Source organism: Erythrobacter sp. R86502 (genome assembly GCF_042466465.1).
Classification (GTDB): domain Bacteria; phylum Pseudomonadota; class Alphaproteobacteria; order Sphingomonadales; family Sphingomonadaceae; genus Erythrobacter.
Genome location: NZ_JAXHCJ010000001.1, coordinates 2,085,039 through 2,108,778, shown reverse-complemented (window position 1 = coordinate 2,108,778; position 23,740 = coordinate 2,085,039). Strand labels below are relative to the sequence as shown.

Sequence of the window (23,740 nt, the reverse complement as noted above, 5' to 3'; positions counted from 1 at the left end):
GTCCGCTACGTGAATTTGGTGGTAGAGGCGTGGCGCCATGAGCAAGTCACCGCAACAACCCCGCCAGCCCGAGGCCGAAGAGGCGCTGATCCGCGCCGCTCTGACCCCCGAAATGAACCAGCGTTTGCGTTCGGCCCGCCTTGTGGCACGCCGTGCGATCATCGTTGCCGAAGCGGGAGATCTCACCGGTTCCGCCCGCGCAGAACTGGAGGCTGCGCTTACTGCCGCGTTAAGCCCGCTTCCCGAAATTGACGAAGTGCGCGTTGCCCTGATCGGGGAACGCCGCCGCCGCCGATTGATTGCCATCGGCAGCGGCAAGGGCGGGGTTGGCAAATCGACCTTGACCACAAACCTCGCGGTCGCGCTGGCCAGAATGGGCCACAAGGTGGGTGTGATCGATGGTGATATTTATGGGCCTTCGCAGCCCAAGCTGCTGCGCACCGAAGGGATCAAGCCCGCCGCAACCCCCGACGGGTCGCAGCTTGTGGCCATTGATAGCCCCTACGGCGTGAAAGTGCTTTCGATGGGGCACATCGTCGCCCCCGGCAAGGCGCTGGCATGGCGCGGGCCAATGACCGGCAAGGCGTTGAGCCAACTGGTCGACGCCGATTGGGGGGACACCGACCTGTTGCTGATCGATCTGCCGCCGGGGACGGGCGATGTCCAATTGTCGATGCTGTCGGCGCACAAACCCGATGGCGCGGTGCTGGTTTCGACGCCGCAGGATCTGGCGCTGATTGACGCCGCGCGCGCAGGACAGCTGTTTGAACAAGGCGAGGTGCCGATTATCGGGCTGGTCGAAAACATGGCGGGCTACGCCTGTCCGCACTGCGGAGAAATCAGTGATCCTTTTGGCCAGGGCGGTGTCGAAAAGTTTGCAGCCGCGCTGGACATTCCGTTTCTTGGCCGCGTGCCGCTGACGCTGGCGACCCGGATCGCGGGCGACAAGGGCAATCCGCCCGCGGCAGGCGATGACGACACCGCCGAACCGTTCCGTGCCATTGCAACGCGGCTTGCGCGTTGGCTTGATACCGGGACGGTCTGAAGACCATGCAGGTTTCGCGGCGTGGATTGCTGGCGGGGGCAGCGGCTGGCGGCGGGCTGGTGGTCGCGTGGTGGTTGATGCCGCGCAGCTACCAGACCCCGCTGATCGCCGCCACGGGTGAACACGTGTTCGGGGCCTGGCTCAAGATTGCCAGTGACGGCGTGATAACCGTTGCCGTGCCGCAGCTTGAGATGGGGCAGGGGATCACGACGCTTCTGCCTCAGATTGTCGCAATTGAACTTGGCGCCGACTGGCGTCAGATCGCAGTGGAGCCGGCGCCTGTATCGGGTGCCTATGCCAATGTTCCGCTGGCCCGCAAATGGATGGCGTTGTGGGATTCGATTGGCGCGGGCAGTGCAGAACAAACCGATGCGCTTCTGGCCACGCGCTTTGCCCAGTCGCGTCGGTTCAGCGCCACGGCCGCCGGTACATCGCTGGACGCGTATGAACAGCCCTGCCGCGAAGCTGCCGCTGCTGCACGTTCGATGCTGGCGCAGGAGGCCGCTGCGCGATGGGGTGTAGCGTGGGAGGAATGCGAAGTCGAAAACGGCTTCGTCATCCACGGGCAGCAGCGCGCCAGCTTCGGTGAATTGGCCGAAGCGGCTGCGGACTATGCGCCGATTGATCCGCCCCCGCTGCGCACCGAGCCGCCCCGCGAAAAACCCTTGCCCGCCGACCTTGATGGTGCGCCCGCCTATCCGCGCATCGATTTGCCATCTAAGGTCGATGGTTCTTACGGCTTTGCAGGGGATGTGCGCCTGCCGGGCATGGTGTTCGCCTCGATCCGGCATGGCCCGTCGGGGACGTCGGAACTGACGGGGTTCGATCGCGACGGCGCAACCGGGATTAGGGGGCTTGCCGGGATCGTCGAAAGCAAGCGCTGGCTCGCCGTGGCCGCCGATACCTGGTGGAGCGCAGAACAGGCGCTGGCCGCCATGAAACCCAAATTCGCGGTTCCCTATCCGGTCGACAGCACCGATGTTGCCGCTCGGCTGGATGCGACGCTGACCGGGAGCGAGGCGTTTACCATCGCCGAAACCGGATTTGGCGGCGCAGCGCTGCAGCGGGTGGATATTGGCCGCCGCTATGAAGTGGAGGCGTCCTATGCTGCGCCGATGGAAACCGCCTGTGCGGCGGCGCACTTTGTCAATGGGCGGTTGGATTTGTGGATCGCAGCGCAGGCGCCCGAACAAGCGCGCATTGCAGCAGCGCGGGCAATCGGCATCTCTGTCGAAAATGTGGCGCTGTATCCCATGCCCGCCGGGGGCAGCTTTGATGCGCGGCTGGAACATGACCATGCCATCGAGATCGCCTTGATCGCACGCGAACTTGGCCGTCCGGTCCAGTTGACCTGGCCGCGGCGTGACGAATTGATCCGCGCCAGGCCACGTGCGCCGGCGTGGCTGCTTCTGGGCGCGCAGCTTGCCAAGGGTGCAGCCATGGGCGAAGGCGGCGCCATCGATGCCATGCGCATCCGTATCGCCACGCCGCCCGCCATGCTGGAGTTTGGCAAGCGCCTTTTCGATAATCTCACCGCCGCTGCTGCCATCCGCGAAACCGCCGGGAAACCCGATGCGCTCGCCTGTGAAGGCGCGGTCCCGCCCTATCAGATCCCCGCGTTGCTGGTGGAACACGTGCCGGTGAACATCGGCTTGCCTGTCGGGCGGGTGCGCGGCAATTCGTATGGCCCCGCCATCTTCGCGATCGAAAGCTTCATTGACGAGATCGCATCTCGCAATGGCCGCGAGCCGCTGTCGTTCCGCATGGCGATGCTGGGAAGCGATGTGCGGCTGGCCGCCTGCCTGCAACGCGCCGCCCAGTTGTCGGGATGGGATGGCGGCCTTGATCAAAGCGGACAGGGCCTGGCCTGCGCGCGCATCGGTGATGGGCCGCAAGCAGCCCGTATCGCCTGCGTTGCCACAGCGCGTCAGGGCGAAGGCGGAGTGCGGGTCATCCGGCTTTCCGCGGCTGCTGATATCGGCCGGATCGTCAATCATGATATTGCCCGCCAGCAGATTGAAGGCGGGCTGGTGTTCGGCATCGGGATTGCGCTGGGCAATGCCGTGCGGCTGCGCGCCGGGCTACCGGAAGGTGGCGAGGATCTTGCGCTCGGTCTGCCCGGGTTGGCCGATTGTCCGGACATGCGGATCGAATTCATCGCCAGCGAAGCGCCCCCTGCCGATCCGGGTGAACTTGGCGCAGTTGTTGCCCCGCCTGCGATTGCCAATGCGCTGTTTTCGGCTACGGGGTTGCGGCTCAGGCGCTTACCCTTACTTTCGGACGGCATATGATCCCGATATTTTCGCCACATTCGGCACGGGCAATCTTTTGCGCCCGGAAACGAAATGCCTGCCAATCGTTAGGCGGGCTATGACCTGGCAGACCCAGCGCCTTCCGGGCGACCATCCTCCTGTATCCAGCGGCCGCGTTGGCGTGCTGATGATCAACCTTGGCACGCCTGATGGCCCTGATCCGGATTCGGTCAGACGCTATCTCAAGCAGTTCCTGTCCGACCGTCGCGTGGTCGAAATCCCGCCGATCGTCTGGCAGCTGATCCTGCGCGGCATCATTCTCAACACCCGGCCCAAGAAAAGCTCTGAAGCCTACACCAAGATCTGGACCGAGCGCGGATCGCCATTGGCCGACATCACCGCGCGTCAGGCCGAGGCGATGATGGGGCGTTTTGGCGAAAAGGTGCAGGTCGATTGGGCAATGCGCTACGGCAACCCTTCGATCGAAAGCCGGCTCCATGCCATGATGGCCGATGGTTGCGACCGCATTCTGATCGCGCCGATGTATCCGCAATATTGCGCCGCCACCACCGCGACCGTGTTTGATGAAGTCGCCCGCGTGCTTGCCAACAAACGCTGGCAGCCCGCGCTGCGGTTTGTGCCGCCCTATCACGACCATCCTGGCTATCTTGCGGCCCTTGCGGGCGATCTGACACGGCAGGTGCGAGGGTTGACCTTTACACCTGAAGTGATGCTTCTCAGCTTCCACGGGATGCCGCAGCAAACGCTTGAAAAGGGTGATCCCTATCACTGCCATTGCTGCAAGACCGCACGCCTGCTGCGCGAGGAACTGACAACCCGGCCCGAATTTGCCGGGGTGCGATTTGAAACCACCTTCCAGTCGCGGTTCGGCCCTGCAGCGTGGCTCGAACCGTCCACCGATGCCACGCTGATGGCAGAAGGTGACAAGGGCACAAAGCGGCTCGTGGTTGCTGCGCCTGGGTTCGCTGCGGACTGTGTCGAGACGCTGGAAGAGCTGGCGCTTGAAGGCCGTGACGAATTTCTTTCGCATGGCGGGGAAGATTATGCCGTGCTCGATTGCCTCAACACCTCGGACGATGGGGTGGCGATGATCGAAGCGATGCTGAACCGCGAGCTTTCCGGCTGGATTTGACGGCTCCGATTATTTACATCAAGGTTAGTTGCGAATCCGAACCCTTCACCGGAGCATCGACCGAACCATGGCTACCCTTGCCGACGCTTCGCGTCCGTCTCACGCGCCTGCCACCACCGCGCCCCGTCACTGGGGTGAGCTTAGGCTGACAGAAGCGGACTTGGCCCACATTCCGGGAGAGGCGGGCTGGCCCGTGGTGGGCAACACCTTCACCATGCTGGCCGATCCCCACGCCTTTGCTGATCGTATGATCGCAAAGCACGGCAAGGTGTACAAGAACCGCGCTTTCGGGGGCTGGCAGGTCGCTTTGATCGGCGCCGAAGCGAACGAGCTTTTGCTGTTCAACAAGGACAAGATCTTTTCGTCCGAACAGGGCTGGGGGCCAATCCTCGACCAATTGTTCCCGCGCGGGCTGATGCTGATCGATTTCGACCATCACCGGATCGATCGCCGGGCATTGTCGATCGCCTTCAAGCCTGAACCGATGCGCCATTATTCGGGCGCGCTCAATCGCGGCATCGCGCGCGAAGTGGCGGGCTGGTCGGGGCCGATGACCTTTTATCCGGCTATCAAGAAACTCACCCTCGATCTGGCGGCGGACAGTTTCATCGGTCTGCCATGGGGGCCTGAAGCCGACAAGATCAACGAAGCCTTTGTCGATATGGTGCAGGCTTCCGTCGCACCCGTGCGCAAACCGCTTCCCTTCACCAAGATGAAGAAGGGCGTGGATGGCCGCGCGTTTCTGGTCGATTATTTCACCAAGGAAACGCTGCGGCGTCGCAGCGAAGGCGGCGGGAAGGACATGTTCAGCCAGTTTGCCACAGCTACCCGCGAAGATGGCAGCCTGTTGCCGGTTGACCAGGTAGTCGATCACATGAACTTCCTGATGATGGCGGCGCATGACACAATCACCTCATCAGCCTCGTCTTTGATCTATCATCTGGCCACCAATCCTGAATGGCAGGAAAAGCTGCGTGAGGAGATTTTTGCGGTCACAGGCGGTCCGGATGGCGCAGGCAATCCCCGCCCGCTTGATTACGAAGATCTGGGCAAGCTCGACCTCACCGAAATGGCGTTCAAGGAATTGCTGCGGATGGTGCCGCCCGTTCCCTCAATGCCGCGCCGGGCTTTGCGAGAATTCGAATATGGCGGCTATCGCATTCCGGCCGGTACAATGGTTGGGATCAACATTCACTGGACCCACCATTCCGAGGAATATTGGGACAATCCTGCCAAATTCGATCCGCTGCGGTTTACTCCCGATCAGGTGAAGGCGCGCCACAAATACGCTTGGGTGCCCTTCGGCGGCGGCGCGCACATGTGTCTGGGGCTGCACTTTGCCTATATGCAGGTGAAGGTGCTGTTGGCGCAGGTGTTGCAGCGATACCGGATCGAAGCGGCGACGGGCTACAATCCCGAATGGCAGGATTGGCCGATCCCGCAGCCAAAGGACGGACTGAACGTCACCTTCACGCCCTTGTGATCGCATTCAAACCAGGTCGGCCGCGTCCTGTGTCAGAAATCCCAGGCGATTCCGTCCTTTTCCCAATCGCCATAACGCGTGGGGGATAGATCACGCGGTTCGTCTTTCAACGGATCGGTCTGTTTTGGGGCGGGCACAGGATCGTTGGTCCAGTGCGCAGGCTTCTTGAACTGCAGGGCGGCTTGCGACTTTTCTTTGGTCATGATGTGCAAATGCGCGTGCGGGCACTTGGTTTCAAGAAAGGTCAGGGGCGCATTGTGAGGTCTGGATCGTTTTAGGCGAAAAACCGGTTCCCACTTTTTCACGCGATGCTTTAGGGCCGTGTTATGCCACAGACCCCCGGACTTCCCGTGCGCCGCGCTGCGCTCCGCCTGCTCGATGCCGTGTTCCGGCGGGGCGAGACACTCGAACAGGCCGAAGGCGGCGCGCTGGGCGATGTGCGCAAGGCGCCCGACCGCGCCTTGGCGAAGGCAATCGCAGGCGAAACGCTGCGCTGGCTGACCGATCTCGATGCGCTGATCGACAGCGCGACCAAGCAGAACCTTCCCGATGATTCGAAAGCGCGAATGGTGCTGCGCATTATGTTGGCGCAGGCGCTGCGGCTGGACACGCCGCCCCACGCGATAATCGCGACCGGGCTGCCGCTGCTGGCGGGCGGGCCGCGCCGCCTTGCGCACGGGGTGTTTTCCGCGCTGGTGAAGCCGGGGCGCAGCATTTTGCCCGAAGTGCCGACGCTTCCGCACGCCGTCGTCGAACGCTGGGGACCGGAAAAAGCCGCAGCGATCGCGCCGGGCCTTGCCTTCCCGCCCGAACTCGATCTGGCGTTGAAAAACTCAGCTGAAACCGAAACCCGCGCCGTGGCGATGGGAGGGGTAACATTCGCCCCCGGCCATGTGCGCCTGCCGCGCGGTGCGGCGGTGGACACGCTTGCCGATTACAAGGCGGGCGACTGGTGGGTGCAGGATTTGGCCGCTTCGATGCCGGCGCGCCTGCTGGGTGATGGGGCGGGGAAGAATGCACTCGACCTGTGTGCTGCGCCCGGCGGCAAAACGATGCAACTGGCTGCGGCAGGATGGAACGTCACCGCGCTCGACAGCTCGAAGCGGCGGCTGGAACTGCTGAAAGAGAACCTGAAGCGCACCGGGCTGAAGGCTTCCCCCGTGCGCGCCGATGCGCTGACGTGGGAGCCCAAGCACCGCTTCGACGCGATCCTGATCGACGCGCCCTGCACCGCGACCGGCACCTGCCGACGCCACCCCGATGTGCTGCACCGTATCGGTGCACGGCAGATCCCCGAGATGGTCGAACTGCAACGCGCGCTGGCAGCCAAGGCCGCCGAATGGCTCAACCCTGGAGGGCTGCTGGTCTATGCGGTGTGCTCGCTGGAGGCCGAGGAGGGCGAGAGCCAAGCGGCGTGGATTGATGCGGAGTGCGGCCTTACGCCCATGCCGATCACGGCGGCGGAACTGCCCGCTGGCCTTGCGCCCACAAGCGAGGGATGGCTGCGCACTCATCCGGGGATGCTCGCCGACCAAGGCGGGCTGGACGGGTTTTTCGTCGCGCGGTGGCGCAAGCCATAACGCCCCATGTCGCCGCGGACTTGACCCTGGGCTTGGCTTGCTTTCCGCTCCTGCCAGCCCGGCCCTTAGTCAAACTGGCCGCTTTCAGGATTTGCTGCGGTCGGCTGGAACGTCTGATTTTGAGTGGTTTTCAGACATTGCGTTTCTGGCCTCGATACCAGAAGGTGCGCAAATGGGAGAAGGCTAATGCCGAAGCGTCTTAAGCTTGCTTTATCTTTAGCCTTCGTTGCCGGGATGGCTAACCCAGCTTCGTCTGCAAGCCTCAAGTCGAAGCTGGATATGAATGTCCCTCAATTGATGGAGGAGACCGGAACTCAGGGCTTAGCCGTTGCAGTTATCGAGAACGGTCGCGTTCGGCACACACAAACTTGGGGTTTACGTAACGCTCAAGGCGGCCCGCTTACAACGAGCACTGTGATGTATGGTGCGTCGCTGACCAAAGCAGTTTTTGCTTACACTGTCATGCAGTTAGTTGAGGAAGGTCGGATCGATCTCGACACCTCCATAGCCAATTACCTTGCCAAGCCGCTTCCAGATTATCCAGAAGAGGATAAATATTCCAGTTGGCAGGATCTTGCCGGAGACGAACGATGGCGGATGCTGACGCCGCGCATTCTGCTTAACCATGGTTCGGGATTTGCGAACTTCGGATTTTTGGAGCCGGATCAGAAGCTTCGTTTCCATTTCACGCCGGGATCACGATACGCCTATTCAGGTGACGGCATCATTCTTCTCCAGTTTGTATTGGAACGAGGTCTCGGACTCGATGTTGGTGCCGAGATGCAGCGAAGGGTCTTTGATCGTTTTGGAATGGCCGACACGAGCATGATGTGGAGGCCTGATTACGCGTCGAACCTGGCTGACGGATGGCATGCGGACGGAAGCACAGAGCCTCACGATGAAAGAAACACGGTCAGAGCGGCAGGCTCAATGGATACGACGATTGCCGATTTCGCCAAGTTTTCGGCAGCGTTCATGAAAGGTGAGGGCCTCACAAGGCGCGGCCGCGCCGAAATGATCCGCCCTCAACTTCGGATAACCACGGCCTCCCAGTTTCCAAGTTTACAGCCCGAAGCGTCACCGGAGAGCCAGTTCAATAATCTCGCCTCAGGCCTAGGTGTGGTGACGTTCGACGGCCCTCAGGGACGGGGGTTCTTCAAGGGCGGCCACAATGATTCGACAGGCAACATGTGGGTTTGTCTGGAGAAAGGCAGAAGGTGCGTCGTTCTTATGGCCAATGATGTGAGAGCCGAAGCGGCGTTCCCGAGGATTACTAAACTCATCCTCGGCGAGACCGGTCTTCCTTGGATTTGGGAATATGGGCCCGAGCCTTGGGCGATCGCAGCTACGCCAGGCAGATGAACTGGCGATCAAGCGGGCATCCGATTTTGGGCTAATGGCCGCTTTGGGGTCGCTAGCCGAACGTCTGCTTTTTTCCGAATGACCACGAAAGCAGCCATTCCACCACCCGCGCTATCCGGGGCAATATCCTCCGGATCGAGCGCGGGTCGAGGGTGTGGGCTCTCTCTTAGTCCTTCACATATTTCTGAAAGCTCTTGCGCAGCTTCATCAGCTTGGGCGGGATCACCGCCTGGCAATAGGGATTGCGCTGGCCTTCGCCGTCCCAGTATTCCTGATGGTAATCTTCGGCCGGATACCATTCCATGCCTTGCGCGCCATCCGACAGGCCTTCGATTGTGGTGACGGCCATCTTGCCGTTCTCTGCGTTCCAGCGCCCAATCGCGGCTTCGGCTTCGGCGCCCTGCTGCGCTGACAGCGGGAAGATCGCGCTGCGGTACTGCGTCCCGACATCGCCGCCCTGGCGGTTCAGCTGCGTCGGATCGTGCGTACCGAGAAACACGTCATAAATTTGCGGCAGGCCAATCACGTCGGTATCGAAGGTCACGCGGATGCCTTCGGCGTGGCCGGTCGTGCCGGTGCAGACTTCCTTGTAGGTGGGATTTGCCTTGGTGCCGCCGATATAGCCGCTTTCCACTTTGGTAACGCCCACCACATCGCGGAACACCGCCTCGGTGCACCAGAAGCAGCCGCCTGCGATGATCGCTGTGTCCAAGTTGCTCATCAAAATCTCCATTGGTATTGCGCAAAGATAGGCTAGCAACGCCTGATTGCCACACATGATGGCCGCAAATTTCCACCTATCGGAGAGAGCCCATGAAAAAACTGATCCTTGCCGCTGCTGTCAGCAGTCTTGCCGCCGTCGCCCCACTCGCGGCGCACCAGCACATGGACCATAGCGCCCACGGTGAAGCGCATGTTCGTGACACCGCGGCCTTCAACACAATGCACGGTGAAGCGGTATCGGGCGCGATCAATCATCCCACCCGCGCCGAAGACCGCGTGCGTGACGTCCATCGCCATCCTGCCAAAGTGCTCGCCTTCTTCCATGTCGGGCCCGACATGAAGGTGGGTGAATATTCACCCGGCGGCGGCTGGTATTCGCGCCTGCTCGGCCATTATCTGGGCGGAGAGGGTCAGCTGGTGGGCCTCTATACCAACCCGATGACGGCCACGGCCGATCCCGCCCGTCAGCAGCGTTTGCGTGATCAGGCAGCCGGGTTCGGCGCGGAAGTTGCGGGCTACACCGGCCTTCCGGCCGACCGCTTCAGCGGCCTTACACTCGACAAGGCAGACGAACAGAAGGGCACCTTCGATCGCATTCTGGTGATTCGCGCGATGCACGGCATCACCCGCGCCGGTATCGCCGACACCGAAATCCGGGCAATGCGCGAACTGCTCAAGGATGATGGCTACATCGGCATCGTCCAGCACCGGGCCAAGGCGGATGCGCCGTGGGCCTATGCCAACGGGTCCAAGGGATATCTGAAGCAGCAGGACGTGATCGATTTCATGCGCCTGAACGGCTTTGCACTTGTGGCGGAAAGCGAAATCAACGCCAATGCCAAAGACCCGGCCAACCACCCAGAAGGCGTGTGGGAAATGCCGCCGGTGCAGGCAACCAAGCGCGCCGATCTGGCGGGGCTGGGCGAAAGCGACCGAATGACGTTGCTGTTCAAGAAGGCGATGTGACCATGTGCGCGGGGTGAGCAATCGGCTTCACCCCGCGTTCACAATATGGCGGAAATAAGGCAGTCTTCGGGACGGAACGATCCGGGCCACGATGGGGAGAAGATCATGCCACGTTTCTATGTTGCGATACCTGCCCTGACCGCATCGATCACACTGGCGGCTTGCGGCAGCACCGCCTCCGATCCGCGCGGCGTTGACCATCAGGAAACGCTGCTTTCTGTCAGCGCCACAGGCGAGGCCGAGACGCGACCCGATCAGGCGTTTTTTCAAGTGGGGGTCGAAAATTTCGGCGCCTCGGGCGAAGCGGCGAGCATCGCCAACCGCGGTGATATCACAGCACTGCTGGCTGCGCTAAAGGCGGCAGGGGTTGCGGAAAAAGACATTCAGACCCGCGCGGTCAACATCCAGCGCATCGAATGAGGCGACCGCAAAGGGCAATATCAGGCGACCAATATCATCGCGGTTACAGTGCGTGACATTGCCAAGGCCGATGCCGCGGTCGCTGCTGCGACCGGCGCGGGTGCCAATGTAATGAGCGGGCCGGACCTGCGGATGACCGATCCCGAAGCCGCAGCGAATTTGGCATATGCCGCTGCCTACACCAACGCTCGCAGGCGTGCCGAAACCTATGCCGAGGCAGCGGGTATGGAGATTTCTCGCGTGCTCACCATCCGCGACTCGGGCGGGATGCAGGGCGGCCGCTACCTTCCCGGCGCAGTGCCGCCGCCGCCTCCTGTCATGGCGCAGATAATGGTGGAGGAACGTACGACCGCTGGCGGCGGGGTCATCCAGCCCGGCCAGACGACCAGCACGGTTAGCGTGCAAGTGGACTTTGCCCTGCGCGAGAAGTAGTCGAAGCGGCATGACTCACATTACCGTCGCCGCGCTTCAGCTTGATCTGGCTTCCGAGGATGAAGCCGCCAATATCACCGCCGTGTCGGCGCTGGTCGAGGAAGCGGCCACGAAAGGCGCGCAGCTGATACTGCCTCCTGAACTTTTCTCCGGCCCCTATTTCTGCCGCGAGGAGGACGAGGCGCTGTTCGCGCTCGCCCGCCCGACGGCGCAGCACCCCAGCGTGATTGCTATGTGCGAGCTCGCCGCGAAGCTGAAGGTGACGATTCCCACCAGCTTCTTCGAGCGCGACGGGCACCACTATTACAACACACTCGCCATGATCGGTCCCGACGGCGCGATCATGGGCACCTATCGCAAAAGCCACATCCCTGATGGGCCGGGATACGAAGAAAAATACTATTTCCGGCCCGGCAACGACGGGTTCAAGGTGTGGGACGTGCCTGGCGAAGATGGCGCGTTGGTCAAGGTCGGCGTCGGCATTTGCTGGGATCAGTGGTATCCCGAATGCGCGCGGGTGATGGCGTTGATGGGCGCCGAAGTGCTGATGTACCCCACCGCTATCGGATCGGAGCCCTATGATGCCGATCTGGATACCAGCCGGATGTGGCGGCGCGCTATGCTGGGCCATGCGGTGTCGAACTGCATGCCCGTGGTCGCCGCAAATCGTATCGGGCACGAAGGGCCCTTGGACCGGGCGCAATCTTTCTATGGCCATTCGTTCATCACGGATGAATGGGGTGATTATCTGGCCGAATATGGCTGCGACGAAACCGGCGTGCTGATCGCCCGGCTCGATCTGGCCCGCGCCGCCCGGCACCGCGCCGGGATGGGCTTCTTTCGTGATCGTCGCCCGCAGCTTTACGGGCGGATCGCGCAGGATATCTGACTGGTTTGAGCAGCACCTATCTTGTCGCGTTAGGCAGCAACCGGCGGCATCATCTCTACGGTCCGCCGCAGAGCGTGGTACAGGCTGCGCAGGAAGAATGCGCCGCATTCGGCACTGTCAGCGCCCGTGCGCCCGTGATTGCCACTCCGGCCATCGGTGCAGCGCGGCGCTGCTTTGCCAACAGTGCGCTGGTGCTGGAAAGCGATCTGTCCCCCACCGCGCTCCTTGCTGCGCTGAAACACACCGAGCGCGCCTTCGGTCGGCGGCGCGGGCAACGCTGGGGTGACCGTGTGCTTGATTGCGATATTATTTTGTGGAGCGGCGGCGTGTGGCGCTCACCTGGTCTTGTCATTCCGCACAACAGCTACACGCAGCGCGGTTTCGTTCTGGAGCCAGCGCGTGCAATCGCATCTGATTGGCTTGATCCCGTGAACAATTTCACGATCGCGCATCACCATGCACGCTTGACCCGCCGCCGCCCCCTGCCTAGGTGAGCGCGCCTGTCGCGTAGTGCGACGCATGTGTGGGCCCGTAGCTCAGTAGGTAGAGCAGCTGACTTTTAATCAGCGGGTCACAGGTTCGAATCCTGTCGGGCTCACCATTTCCGCGTTCGCCACACGGGGCGCCAAGGGCGGTTACATGTTCCCCGGGAACATTACGCGCGCGCAGGTCATGGGTGCCATGCGGCCCACGGTCCACATCGCTTCTGCGCCCTTGTCCCAGAACTGGTGAGTCGCGGTCATGTAACGCGCACCCGATGCGGCCGGTTCGGGGGGCAGCGTAAGGGGGGCGTCATCGTTCATCTGAACCAGAACCCGACTGCCAGAGAGTTTTTCGACCTTGAGCTGCGTTCCATTGGCGCAGTCGTATAAACTGCGTGTTTCCGGACCGTTCACCGGTGCGCAGGCGGCCAGCACGGCAGCGATGGCAAGTGCGGGCTTGAATGCACGTATGATCATGAAAGCTCCCCTGCGTTGATCGGGGGAACGATTACACCGCTTCGTCTGCGCTTCAAAGCGCTGGCGTGCGCCCGCGGGCATCCAGCCACCGCGCAGCTTTTACCCCGCCCGTAATCAGGAACGGCACCAGCACCACGCTCAGTACGACCTTGGCAATGACCTGACCGATCAGAAGGTTCATGATCGGGAACAGGCCATAGAACGCCAGTGTGATGAAGATCACCGAATTGATCGCTTGCGACAGGGCCGAGGCAATCGCGCCGCGGACCATCAGGCCGATGGTTGTTTCCGCGCCGTCTCCCTTCAACCGATCAAAAATCCAGATATTGAGCAGCAGCGACGTGATGTAGGCGGCCGGACCTGCGGCCCATACCCGCCATACGGTGCTATGCACTCGTTCGAATGCGGCCAGATCTTCAGCGCGGCCGGCCGCCATTTCGGTCGAGGCAGGCAAGTTCAGCACCAACGCCATCAGCAAGGACGCAATCAGCAATGGCAGGAACCCCCACCACACGATCCGCTGGGCGAACTGGCGCCCATAAAGTTGCGACATCGTACTGGAAATGACCACCAGCAGCAAAAAAGCGAAGATGCCGCTCTCCACGGCTAAATTCGTGGGCCACAATTGGACCTGTTTATAGGCCAAAACGCCCGCCAGCACTGTCATCCCCCCATAGACCAGCGTGAACACAAACAGGCCCAATGGCATGTTCGGGGGCACGTTCGCGTGCGGGGCGGAAGCGTGGGGCGCGGTCTGGTTCATTTCCGAGTGCTAGCCAGCGCAGCGACAAAAGAAAAGCTGCTCGCATGTCCTGTCACCGGTGGTTTGTCACAAGTTAGCCGCAGTCTTGTTCTGCATGATGCTTGCAACACCCCGCGCAAACTGCCACGCCGAATTCAACACTGTGCGCAGAACGGGCGTTTGTGCGCGCTGAGGGGTCAACGCTTCCCACATGAAGAAGGGCAATGTGCTGCCGTGAACGAGAGTATCACGTCCATCCTGCTGAGCCTTGCAGGCGTGCTTTCCATTCTTGGTATTGCCTTTGCGCTTTCCACTGCGCGGCGCAGGATCAACCTCAGGGTGGTAGGATCGGCTTTTGCGCTTCAAGCGATTACCGCGCTGATCGTGTTGCGGACCGATGCCGGTGTCGCGGTGATCGGCGGACTGTCGCAAGGCGTGATCGCGCTGCTCGATTTTTCGAAGGTCGGGATTGCCAGCGTGTTCGGGCCGATGGAAACCAATCCCTTTGCCAACACCTTCGTTATTGCTGCGCTGCCCGTGATCGTGTTCTTTGCGGCGATCGTTTCGATCCTTTATCACCTTGGCATCATGCAGCGTCTGGTGCGCTGGGTGGGCGGGGCAATCGGCTGGATTACCGGTATCAGCAAGGTCGAAGCGCTGGGCGCTGCGGCCAATATCTTCGTGGGGCAGTCCGAAAGCCCCCTCGTGGTGCGCCCCTATCTGGCCGCGCTTAGCCCTTCGGGCCTGTTCACGCTGATGGCGGTCGGCATGGCGGGTGTCGCAGGCACAATTTTGGCCGCCTATGCAAGTTTCATCGGTGAAGATGCCGTGCCCTTCCTGCTGGCCGCCGCCTTCATGTCGGCGCCGGGCGGTATTCTGATGGCCAAGATCATGATGCCTGACGATGCGCCCGACACCTTTGATGTGAATGCCGGCATCGGCATGGCAGCGGTTGCGCGTGCGCGCGGGCGCGGCAATGGCCTGACCGAAGCGACCCGCGTGGTCATGTATGACGAGAACGGCCAGGAGGTCGAATTGCCCCAGTCGCGCATCAGCGCGGTGGGTCCGGCAGCAATCCTGGAAGGCGGCCTGAAGACCGACGAAGTGAGCACCGCAGAAACCTTCGAGGAAGGTCAGCGTCCAGCCAATATCATCGAGGCCGCAGCGCAAGGCACGCAAACCGGCGTGAAGCTGGCAGTTGCGGTGGGCGCCATGGTGATGGTCTTTGTCGCACTGGTGGCGCTTGCCAATGGCATGCTGGCCGGGATCGGCGGGGGTATCGTTGATCTTGCTGGCGGGATCGGGGCGCCTTTCAGCCCGGAAACGGCGGCATGGTTTGAAAGCATGAGCTTTCAGAAGCTTCTGGGTTATGTGTTCGCGCCAGTGATGTTCCTGATCGGCATTTCGGATTGGAATCAGGCGCAGATCGCCGGCGGTTTGTTCGGCACGAAGATCGTTCTGAACGAATTTGTCGCCTTTATCGATCTGGGCCAGATGCAAGGCGGCGAACTGACCGAACGCAGCCGCGCGATTGTAACCTTTGCGCTGTGCGGCTTTGCCAACTTCTCCTCGATCGCGATTCAGATGGCCGTGACCGGCGGCCTTGCCCCCAACCAGCGTCCCGTGATCGCACGGCTTGGCTTGAAGGCGCTGGCTGCGGGAAGCCTTGCCAACCTGATGAGCGCAGCCTTGGCCAGCCTGTTTTTGCCGCTTTAGCCATAATGGTCTAACCTCTTGGCAGGCGTATCGGCCCCGGTGTAAAGGCCGGGGTATGAGCAATATCGCATCCGTATCGCTGGCCCAGCCGCTTGAAACCATCGCCGATGAACTGGGGCGCAGCTTTGGCGAATATGGCTTTGCCGTGGTTCGCGACCACGGCATCCCGCAAGACCTGATCGACGAGGCCGAGGCGGTTTCAAAGGCGTTCTTTGCGCTGCCCGACGCCGCAAAGCGCGCTTACAAGATAGAAGGCGGCGGCGGCGCGCGCGGCTACACCCCGTTCGGTACCGAAAAGGCCAAGGATGCCGAGGTGTTCGACCTCAAGGAGTTCTGGCACGTCGGCCGCGATCTGCCGGCCGGCCACCCACTTGAACAATTCATGGCCCCCAATGTGTGGCCGTCCGAGGTTGAAGGTTTCCGCGAAACGATGAGCGCGCTGTTCGCAGCGTTTGAGACCGCTGGCGGGCGCGTGCTCGAAGCAATTGCGCTCCATCTCGGTCGCCGCCGCGATTTCTTCATCGAGAGCGTGACGAACGGTAACTCGGTCATGCGGCTGCTGCATTATCCCCCGCTGGCCGAAGGGGCGCCCGATGGCGCGATCCGTGCGGCGGGTCATGAGGATATCAACACCATCACGCTGCTTCTGGGTGCGGAGGAAGCCGGGCTGGAGCTTCTGACACGTACGGGCGAATGGCATGCGGTCGATGTCCCGCCGGGGGCGCTGGTCATCAATGTCGGTGACATGTTGCAGCGCCAGACCAACGGAAAGCTGCGTTCGACCACGCACCGGGTGGTCAACCCGCGCGGCGATGCGGCGCGCCGGGCACGGTTCTCGATGCCGTTCTTCCTCCACTTCCGGCCGGACTTTGTCATCGAACCGCTGCCCGAATGTATAGACGCCGACGCCGCGAATCCGCCGGCCGATCCGATCACTGCGCATGATTACCTGATGCAGCGTCTGCGCGAGATCAATCTGGCCTGACGGGCCAGGGTTTCCTGTCAAAAACCTGATCCGAGAAATTCCCCGGCAGCGTTGCTGCGATGCAACACTGGTGGGTCTAACCCGCGTATTTCCGGCACTTTGCTGGCTTTCGCGCTGCCGCACGCTAGGGGATCGCCGCTGACCCGGCGCAGAGTTTCATCAAACTGTCACAGAACAGTCGCTTTGCCGCAAGCGTTCGGGCCTAGCGCGGCCACACACCGAATCCAGTTTCACTCTCTCCACTGTTCCAGGGGCCTCAATCCATGAAGCTTAAGTATCTCCTTGCGGCGAGCATCGTCAGCCTTGCTGCGACCACCACCATTGCCGCGCCGGCGTTTGCGCAGCAGATCACCACGGGCATCGAAGGTGAAGTGACCGACACTGACGGCACCCCGCTTGCTGGCGCGTCCGTCACCATCACCAACACCCGCACCAACGCGGTTGCCACCGCCACCACCGGCGCCGAAGGCACCTTCCGCGTGCAGTCACTCCCCGCAGGCGGCCCTTACACCGTCACTGTTGAAGCTGACGGCTTCGAAGGCCAGACTGTGGAAGACGTCTTCACCAGCATCGGTGGCCGCACGGCCTTCAACTTTGAGCTGACCTCGGGCGCTGCCAACACCATTGTGGTCACCGGCGCGCGCGCTGGCGCCACCCAGCTGGCGGTCGGCCCGGGCGCCGCCTTCGGCCTGCAGGAGCTCGAAAGCTTTCCGTCGATCACCCGCGATATCCGCGACATCATCCGCCTCGACCCGCGCGTTTCGATCGAAACTTCGGGCGACGGCGTGGACCGCATCTCGTGCCTCGGCGGTAACGACCGTTCGAACACGTTCACCGTTGACGGCATCGTGCAGGCCGACGTGTTCGGCCTCAACGGCACGCCGTTCGCCGCGCGTAACGCCCTGCCGCTGCCGTTCGACGTGATCGAGCAGACCTCGGTCGAATTCGCGCCGTTCGACGTGGAATATTCGGACTTCACCGGCTGTCTCATCAACGTCGTCACCAAGGCGGGCGGCAACGAGTTCCACGGCTCGGCCTTCATCACCTATTTCGATGGCGGCATGGTCGGCGATCTCGATAGCGGCAGCACCGAAAAGCGCTGGGGCGCCACGCTCTCGGGCCCGATCATCAAGGATCGCCTGTTCTTCTCGTTCGGCTATGAAGAAACCGATCTGGCCGACAGCAACAACTTCGGCCCGGCCGGCGGCGGCTTCGTGAACGAAGCAAACTTCGTCACCCAGGACCAGTTCGACGAATTCGCGCGCATCGCCCGCGACGTCTATGGTCAGGACACCGGCGGCTACCCGACCACCCTGCCCGAAGCCTCGGTGCGCTATTTCGGCCGTCTCGACGCCGTGATCGCCGATGGTCACCGCCTTGAAGGGACGTATCAGCGGCTCGAGGAAACCAACGTCGAAACCGACTTCGGCGGCCAGAACCTCGGCGGTCTCAACTCCTTCGAAGACGAAGGCACGATCTCGGATTACTACTCGGTCCGTCTCTATTCGGACTGGAGCGACTCGATCTCGACCGAACTGCGTCTCAGCCGCGCCGAAGTGAGCGACGTGCAGGGGCCGTTTGGTGGCGGTGAAGCGCAGTCGGACAACCCGATCGTGCGTCTCGCCGTCGGCGTGCCGCTGGTTCCGGGTGAAACCACTCAGAACGGTCTGCTGACCACCGGCCCGGGCATCTTCCGCTCGGCCAACCAGCTTGACACCAAGATCGATCAAGCCCGCTTCGTGATGAATGTCGATGCCGGCGATGGTCACTTCTTCAAGATCGGTGCCGAACTGAACGATCTGGAAGTGTTCAACCTGTTCGCGGTCAACGCCACGGGCACGCTGTTCTTCCGCAGCCTTGCCGATTTCGAAAATGGCATTGTTGCCAGTGGCGATTTCTCGAGCGTGTTCGGTGATCTTGCCGACGACCTTATCCTTGGTGACGAAGGTGAATTCCTTGGTGGCGGCACGATCAATGCTACGCCGTCAGGTGACATCAACGAAGCGGCCGCGCTGTTCAATCGCCAGATCTACTCGTTCTTCGTGCAGGACGACTGGCAGGCGACCGACCAGCTGGCGATCAATGCCGGTATCCGCGTGCAGTTGTATGACGGCGGCGCTCCGCGTGCCAACCCGGCCTTTGCCTCGCGCTTCGGCTTCACCAACCGGGTGCCCTTCAGCGCGATCGACACCGTGATCCTGCCGCGCTTGTCGGCCACCTACGAGTTCGATAACGAGGGCTTCTTCTCGGAATCGCGTCTGACCGGCGGTGTCGGCATCTTCACCGGCGGTGACCCGGTGGTGTATTTCTCCAACGCGTTCTCGAACAACGGCTTCTCCACCGGTGAAGGCAGCACATTCAGCGGGCAGTGCGACGGCTTCACCAACCCGGACGGTTCGTTCAACGTGGTTGATGCCAATGGCAACTTCACCGGCTTCCCGGCCTGCGCCGCGGCGGCAGGTTCTGCTCAGGCGGCGGGCGGTCGGGCTGATACCCAGTCGACCGATCCAAGCTTCGACGTGCCGACCGTGGTGCGCGCGAACATCGGCTTCGGCACCAAGTTCGGGACCGAGACTGGCTTCTTCAGCAACTGGCAGCTGAACCTCGACTACATCTACTCGCGGTTCAACGACACGCTGAACTTCGTCGACTTGGTGCAGACCCCGAACATCACCCGCGGTCTCAACGGCTTCACGGTCGATGGTCGTCCGATCTACGCCGCGATCGACAACACCTTCCCGGGTTGCAACGCCCAGCTTCAGGGCACCGGTGGCACGCCGCCGGTCTACACCGGGGTCACTGCTGAATGCTTCCGCAACTCCTCCAACGGCCGCAGCGCGGGCGTGGATGACTTCATTCAGCTCACCAACGGTCCGAGCTACGAAAGCCACTCGGCTTCGGTGCTGGTGTCGAAGCGGTTCGACGGTGGTCTGCTGACCGAGGGTGGTTCGTTCAACCTCAACCTCGGCTACACCTTCGTCGACTCGGAGAACAACCGTAACAATGGTTCGTCGACCGCGACGTCGTCGTACGACATCACCGCGGCGTTTGACCGTCAGAACCCGGCTGTTTCGACCTCAAACTTCGAAACCCGCCACAACTTCGTGGTGAACTTCAACCTGCGTGAAGAGTTCATCGACGGTTACGACACCAGCATCGGCGTGTTCTTCCGTGCCCGTTCGGGTCAGCCCTACAGCCTGACCTTCGACGGCGGCGGGGTGTTCAACAACTCGGCGTCGGGTTCGGACAACGCGCTGCTCTATGTGCCGAGCGGCCCGAACGATCCGAACGTCTCGCCCTCGTCGAACGCGGGTGCCGTGGCGGACCTGATCGATTACGTCGCGGCCAGCGGGTGCAAGTTCACCCCGGGCGCGTCGATCGCGCGCAACACCTGTAACCAGGACTGGTTCTTCGACATGGACCTGCGCTTCAGCCAGGAACTGCCGTTCATTGCCAACGTGGCCGGTCTGACCAACGACAAGGTGACGCTGTTCGCCGACTTCCAGAACTTCCTCAACCTGCTCGACAACAACTGGAACGTGCTGCGCACCCGTCCGGAATTCGTCGACGTGGTGGATGGCGGTGTCGACGCTCAGGGTCGCTACATCATTAGCGGCTTTGCGCCGGACGATCAGAACAACATCTCTGGTGCCCCCTCGGCATGGCGCATTCAGGTGGGCGCACGTTACGAATTCTAATTTGTAACCGTCCATCCCGGACACATGAACGGCGGGGCCTGTGGGCTCCGCCGTTTGTGTTTGTGGCGCAGGCTGGTTAGTGGAAGGTAGTCACGTCGCGGGAGGCTGGGTGGCGCATCGGCAGACGCTGAGTGTCAGCGGGGCGAGCCACCCGGTTCGCAAGTGTCCAAATCAGCGTTCAACGAAGCGGCTTGCAGCAGCGTTCGCGCTTGGCTTTCCCATGCCGCGCCCCCATCAACCGAAGTCAGCGACCGTTCCAACACCGCCGCGGCGTCACCAAGACCGGGCTCTCCAAACATTGCCGCCGAACCGGCGAGCTTGTGCAGCAGGCGGCGCAATTCGTCACGCCTGTTCGCGCCGTCCGGTGCGGTGTAGTCGAGCCAGCCTTGTGCGAGCGCCGCTTCCACCGCTTCGACTGCCTCGCGGCGCCGTTCATGCCAGCGCGCAACAAGGCGCGGCGAAAGATTGGGCGCGGCCGTGCGCGGCAAAGCAGGCGCTGCAGCATGGGCGCGCGGCGGACCGGGCGGGTCGGCTTCGATGATACGGGTGGGAAGCCAGCGTTGCAGCGCGCGCGCAAGCTGGGCAAAGACAACAGGCTTGGCCAGATGGCCCTGCATCCCGGCAGCTCGCGCAGCGGCGACATCTTCGGGAAAGGCATTGGCGGTCAGCGCGATGATGGGCAGCAGGCCGGGGCCAATGCCTTCGCCCCGGATGGCACGCGTGGCCGACAGGCCGTCACAATCCGGCATCTGCACATCCATCAGCACCAGATCATAGGGCCGCCCGCGCATGATCGAATCAATCACCATTGCAATGCCTTCATTCCCGTCATGCGCCACATCGACATCTTGCCCGCAGCGTTCGAGCATTTCGGTCACAAGCATTCTGTTGATGTCATGATCTTCCACCAACAGGATGCGTGACGTCATCAGTGCCTGGGGCAGCAGTTCGTCGGGGCCGGCCTGATCGGGCAGAGGTGTCTCCGGGAGAGGCGGGGCAAGCACTGCGGGAAGCACAAGCGCAAAGCGCGAACCGACCCCCGGTGTGCTTTCCACCTCGATCCGGCCGCCCAGCAGTGCGGCGAGCTGGCGGCTGATCGACAGGCCGAGGCCAGTGCCCCCAAACCGCCGCGCCGTAGTCGCCTCGCCTTGGGTGAAGGGGTGGAAGATCGTTTCAAGCTGAAGCGGACTAATGCCGATCCCGCTGTCGGCCACGGTGACGCGTACCTCGTGCTGGTCGATGCGATAGGTGACTGCGATATGCCCGGCTTCGGTGAATTTGACCGCGTTGCTGATCAGATTGAGAAGAATTTGCCGCAACCGCAGGCCATCGGTCAGCAGCCATGGCGGGTCGCTTTGCCCGCAGCGGCAATCCGGCCCGTTGCCGCAGTGGCACCCCAGTTCAAGCGTCACGCCTTTGCGCGTGGCGGCCGGACGGTGCAGCGCGGTGCATTCGGCAAGGCTGGCGTACAGATCGACCGGCGCCTGATCGATTGCGAACTGACCGCTTTCGATCTTCGACAGATCGAGCACGTCATTCACCAACATCATCATCGATCGTCCCGATTGCACGATCATTTCGGCAAATCGACGTTGATCGTCGGTCAGATCGCCTTGCAGCATCAATTCTGCAAAGCCGAGGACGCCGTTCATAGGCGTTCGGATTTCATGGCTCATGTTGGCGAGAAAGTCGGACTTCGCGCGGGCGGCGTGTTCGGCATGACGGCGGGCGCGGGTGAGCAGCAGTTCCAGCTCCACCCGCTCGGTCACATCGCGCGCGGCAACCACGACGCCTTCGGGTGCGCCTGTGTCGACGTTGCGAACCAGCGCGCAATCGGCTTCGAGAAAGACCGGAGAGCCGTCGACATGATCGGAGAAGCGGCGATAGGTGACACGTTCGCGTTCGGTATCCCCGCTTCGCAGCCGGCCGAGCGCCTGCAAAATGCGCTCACGGGCATCGGGATGCAGTCTGGCGCCCAAGTGCTGACCGATGAAGGTATCCGGCGGGGCGGCCATCACCTCACGCACGGAAGGCGAGGCATAGGTGCATACCCCGGTCAGATCGAAGCGAAGGATCGCGTCGCTGATGTTTTCAGCCAGCAGGTCGGTTTCGCGTTTGCCTTGCTCCAGCCGGGTCATCATCCGATCACGCCCGGCGAGAATCGCGGCAACCGGAAGGCCGGTGAGAAAGTTGGCTGCGATGAACGCCTGCATCAGATGCAATTGCCCGATCGCGCCGCCGCTTGCCGCGGCGATTGGGCCATTTCCTGCCCATGTCATGACACCCGCCACAACCGCCACGACCAAGACATGGAGCGCCGTGCCAAGGCTGCCAAGCCGGAAGGCATGGAGCAGCGTGATCGGCTGGATGAGGACCATCAATGGGTAATGGGTTTGCTTGAAGACGAGGAAGGCGCAAATCATCCCGCCGCAGAGCAATGCGGCACCTTCGACAAGGTGGGTTTTAGCACCGGCGCTTCGGCCCTTGATACGGTCTGCAATCAGCAGTGCCGTCGGCACAATCAGCACCATCGCCATGCTGTCGGTCAGAAACCAGCGGACTGCACCCGCCTGCATTTCGGCTAGGCTGCCACCCATCACCGGCAGCGTCACCATGGCTGACACCAGCGGGCCGACAAGCCCGCCGCCCCACACAAAACGCGCCAGATCGGCAAGACGGCTCATATCAGGCTGCACCCTGCGAGCACCGCGGGTCACGATCAGTACCGTGATGATTTCAGCAACATTGCCAAGCGAGAAGGCCAGCGCCAAATGATCAGGCAGCTCAACCACGGCATTGGCGGCGAGGCTTGCCGAAAGACAGGCCAGCAAGAACGGCACTTCGCTGCGCAGACGGACACGCAACAGAAAGGCAACCGCGCAGGCATTGGGCAGCCAGATGGGACTGACGATTTTTCCTTCATCCGCCAGAAGCAGGCCCAGACAGGCAAGCGCGAGATAGGCCGCGCCGCCGATCAGCGCGATACCAAGGGTTCTGCGGTCGATCGGTCCCGCCTTGATCCGGCCCAGCCCGAACCAGCGAAGCGTTCGTGTCAGGCGTTTCCTCGCCGTCACCGCGATCCTTATGGGTCGGCGTGTTTGCACCGATGTGATCCAACGCGGCGCGGCGTTCGGGCGCGGGTCGCTGCCGGAGCCGATGCCGCGCCCGGTCATGGGGGATGGGCCTGCCACCTTGTCAACGGTTACAGGCGCGCCAGATCCGGTCGCATCTTCACAGACCGACTGTGTTTCGGCGTCCGGCCCATCAAGGCCGCCGCGCCGCTCATGATCCAATGCGCGCTCGATCGGGGCGCTCCATCGCCTATTGCTACGTCT

At 62.1% G+C, this 23,740-nt stretch carries 17 protein-coding genes, 1 tRNA gene and 1 pseudogene; 14 read left to right on the top strand and 5 right to left on the bottom strand.

Features of this window, described 5'->3' with window-relative positions:
- The first annotated feature begins 37 nt into the window (after positions 1–37).
- From SJY33_RS10095 to SJY33_RS10080, 4 genes are all read left to right on the top strand, one after another.
- On the top strand, positions 38–1,045 hold the full coding sequence (locus SJY33_RS10095) for an Mrp/NBP35 family ATP-binding protein (RefSeq protein ID WP_379922631.1): 1,008 nt from the start codon (positions 38–40) through the stop codon (positions 1,043–1,045).
- A 5-nt stretch (positions 1,046–1,050) separates the two neighbouring features.
- Complete coding sequence (locus SJY33_RS10090; RefSeq protein WP_379922630.1) at positions 1,051–3,336, top strand: molybdopterin cofactor-binding domain-containing protein; 2,286 nt, start codon at positions 1,051–1,053, stop codon at positions 3,334–3,336.
- A gap of 79 nt (positions 3,337–3,415) precedes the next feature.
- Complete coding sequence (hemH, locus tag SJY33_RS10085) at positions 3,416–4,450, top strand: ferrochelatase (protein WP_379922629.1); 1,035 nt, start codon at positions 3,416–3,418, stop codon at positions 4,448–4,450.
- Positions 4,451–4,517: 67 nt separating this feature from the next.
- Positions 4,518–5,933 (top strand): cytochrome P450, encoded by a 1,416-nt coding sequence (locus SJY33_RS10080; RefSeq protein WP_379922628.1) that lies wholly within the window; start codon positions 4,518–4,520, stop codon positions 5,931–5,933.
- Positions 5,934–5,965: 32 nt separating this feature from the next.
- Here the strand turns inward: SJY33_RS10080 and SJY33_RS10075 are convergent, their stop codons facing one another.
- Complete coding sequence (locus tag SJY33_RS10075) at positions 5,966–6,136, bottom strand: DUF1674 domain-containing protein (protein WP_379922627.1); 171 nt, start codon at positions 6,134–6,136, stop codon at positions 5,966–5,968.
- A gap of 123 nt (positions 6,137–6,259) precedes the next feature.
- Here SJY33_RS10075 and SJY33_RS10070 point away from each other — a divergent pair, with 123 nt between their 5' ends.
- The gene (locus SJY33_RS10070; RefSeq protein WP_379922626.1) at positions 6,260–7,513 is read left to right on the top strand and encodes an RsmB/NOP family class I SAM-dependent RNA methyltransferase; all 1,254 of its coding nucleotides are present in this window, start codon (positions 6,260–6,262) and stop codon (positions 7,511–7,513) included.
- A gap of 186 nt (positions 7,514–7,699) precedes the next feature.
- Positions 7,700–8,875 (top strand): serine hydrolase domain-containing protein, encoded by a 1,176-nt coding sequence (locus SJY33_RS10065; RefSeq protein WP_379922625.1) that lies wholly within the window; start codon positions 7,700–7,702, stop codon positions 8,873–8,875.
- A 166-nt stretch (positions 8,876–9,041) separates the two neighbouring features.
- On the opposite strand, the gene msrA is transcribed toward SJY33_RS10065, so the two are convergent.
- Positions 9,042–9,596, bottom strand: coding sequence for a peptide-methionine (S)-S-oxide reductase MsrA (gene msrA, locus SJY33_RS10060; RefSeq protein WP_379922624.1), 555 nt, complete (start codon positions 9,594–9,596; stop codon positions 9,042–9,044).
- Positions 9,597–9,688: 92 nt separating this feature from the next.
- On the opposite strand from msrA, the gene SJY33_RS10055 reads away from it, so the two are divergent.
- From SJY33_RS10055 to SJY33_RS10035, 5 genes and pseudogenes are all read left to right on the top strand, one after another.
- Positions 9,689–10,564, top strand: a complete 876-nt coding sequence (locus SJY33_RS10055) for a class I SAM-dependent methyltransferase (protein ID WP_379922623.1) — start codon at positions 9,689–9,691, stop codon at positions 10,562–10,564.
- A gap of 45 nt (positions 10,565–10,609) precedes the next feature.
- Positions 10,610–11,416: pseudogene (locus SJY33_RS10050) on the top strand (SIMPL domain-containing protein).
- A gap of 10 nt (positions 11,417–11,426) precedes the next feature.
- Positions 11,427–12,305 carry an N-carbamoylputrescine amidase gene (gene aguB, locus SJY33_RS10045; RefSeq protein WP_379922622.1) on the top strand — a complete coding sequence of 293 codons (879 nt, stop codon included), beginning with the start codon at positions 11,427–11,429 and terminating at the stop codon, positions 12,303–12,305.
- 5 nt (positions 12,306–12,310) lie between these two features.
- Positions 12,311–12,799, top strand: a complete 489-nt coding sequence (gene folK / locus SJY33_RS10040; RefSeq protein WP_379922621.1) for a 2-amino-4-hydroxy-6-hydroxymethyldihydropteridine diphosphokinase — start codon at positions 12,311–12,313, stop codon at positions 12,797–12,799.
- 31 nt (positions 12,800–12,830) lie between these two features.
- Positions 12,831–12,906: transfer RNA gene (locus SJY33_RS10035), tRNA-Lys, on the top strand.
- Positions 12,907–12,940: 34 nt separating this feature from the next.
- On the opposite strand, the gene SJY33_RS10030 is transcribed toward SJY33_RS10035, so the two are convergent.
- Both SJY33_RS10030 and SJY33_RS10025 read right to left on the bottom strand, forming a co-directional pair.
- Positions 12,941–13,264: an MliC family protein gene (locus SJY33_RS10030; RefSeq protein WP_379922620.1), complete on the bottom strand. Its 324-nt coding sequence runs from the start codon at positions 13,262–13,264 to the stop codon at positions 12,941–12,943.
- A 52-nt stretch (positions 13,265–13,316) separates the two neighbouring features.
- Entirely contained in the window at positions 13,317–14,027 is a 711-nt protein-coding gene (locus SJY33_RS10025; protein ID WP_379922619.1) for a queuosine precursor transporter, read from the bottom strand.
- A 213-nt stretch (positions 14,028–14,240) separates the two neighbouring features.
- On the opposite strand from SJY33_RS10025, the gene SJY33_RS10020 reads away from it, so the two are divergent.
- From SJY33_RS10020 to SJY33_RS10010, 3 genes are all read left to right on the top strand, one after another.
- The gene (locus tag SJY33_RS10020; protein WP_379922618.1) at positions 14,241–15,722 is read left to right on the top strand and encodes a NupC/NupG family nucleoside CNT transporter; all 1,482 of its coding nucleotides are present in this window, start codon (positions 14,241–14,243) and stop codon (positions 15,720–15,722) included.
- Positions 15,723–15,777: 55 nt separating this feature from the next.
- A complete protein-coding gene (locus SJY33_RS10015; RefSeq protein WP_379922617.1) occupies positions 15,778–16,707 on the top strand; it encodes an isopenicillin N synthase family dioxygenase in 930 nt (309 codons plus the stop codon).
- 263 nt (positions 16,708–16,970) lie between these two features.
- Positions 16,971–20,405 carry a carboxypeptidase regulatory-like domain-containing protein gene (locus SJY33_RS10010; protein ID WP_379922616.1) on the top strand — a complete coding sequence of 1,145 codons (3,435 nt, stop codon included), beginning with the start codon at positions 16,971–16,973 and terminating at the stop codon, positions 20,403–20,405.
- A gap of 134 nt (positions 20,406–20,539) precedes the next feature.
- Here the strand turns inward: SJY33_RS10010 and SJY33_RS10005 are convergent, their stop codons facing one another.
- Positions 20,540–23,698: an ATP-binding protein gene (locus tag SJY33_RS10005; protein WP_379922615.1), complete on the bottom strand. Its 3,159-nt coding sequence runs from the start codon at positions 23,696–23,698 to the stop codon at positions 20,540–20,542.
- Between the last annotated feature and the right edge of the window lie 42 nt (positions 23,699–23,740).

What these genes read in the sequence shown, in the direction of transcription:
- msrA (WP_379922624.1), bottom strand. Translation starts at nt 9,596, where the DNA reads ATGAGCAACTTGGACACAGCGATCATCGCAGGCGGCTGCTTCTGGTGC.
- SJY33_RS10095 (WP_379922631.1), top strand. Translation starts at nt 38, where the DNA reads ATGAGCAAGTCACCGCAACAACCCCGCCAGCCCGAGGCCGAAGAGGCG.
- SJY33_RS10015 (WP_379922617.1), top strand. Translation starts at nt 15,778, where the DNA reads ATGAGCAATATCGCATCCGTATCGCTGGCCCAGCCGCTTGAAACCATC.
- SJY33_RS10090 (WP_379922630.1), top strand. Translation starts at nt 1,051, where the DNA reads ATGCAGGTTTCGCGGCGTGGATTGCTGGCGGGGGCAGCGGCTGGCGGC.
- SJY33_RS10025 (WP_379922619.1), bottom strand. Translation starts at nt 14,027, where the DNA reads ATGAACCAGACCGCGCCCCACGCTTCCGCCCCGCACGCGAACGTGCCC.
- SJY33_RS10055 (WP_379922623.1), top strand. Translation starts at nt 9,689, where the DNA reads ATGAAAAAACTGATCCTTGCCGCTGCTGTCAGCAGTCTTGCCGCCGTC.
- SJY33_RS10030 (WP_379922620.1), bottom strand. Translation starts at nt 13,264, where the DNA reads ATGATCATACGTGCATTCAAGCCCGCACTTGCCATCGCTGCCGTGCTG.
- SJY33_RS10010 (WP_379922616.1), top strand. Translation starts at nt 16,971, where the DNA reads ATGAAGCTTAAGTATCTCCTTGCGGCGAGCATCGTCAGCCTTGCTGCG.
- aguB (WP_379922622.1), top strand. Translation starts at nt 11,427, where the DNA reads ATGACTCACATTACCGTCGCCGCGCTTCAGCTTGATCTGGCTTCCGAG.
- SJY33_RS10075 (WP_379922627.1), bottom strand. Translation starts at nt 6,136, where the DNA reads ATGACCAAAGAAAAGTCGCAAGCCGCCCTGCAGTTCAAGAAGCCTGCG.
- SJY33_RS10070 (WP_379922626.1), top strand. Translation starts at nt 6,260, where the DNA reads ATGCCACAGACCCCCGGACTTCCCGTGCGCCGCGCTGCGCTCCGCCTG.
- SJY33_RS10080 (WP_379922628.1), top strand. Translation starts at nt 4,518, where the DNA reads ATGGCTACCCTTGCCGACGCTTCGCGTCCGTCTCACGCGCCTGCCACC.
- SJY33_RS10065 (WP_379922625.1), top strand. Translation starts at nt 7,700, where the DNA reads ATGCCGAAGCGTCTTAAGCTTGCTTTATCTTTAGCCTTCGTTGCCGGG.
- hemH (WP_379922629.1), top strand. Translation starts at nt 3,416, where the DNA reads ATGACCTGGCAGACCCAGCGCCTTCCGGGCGACCATCCTCCTGTATCC.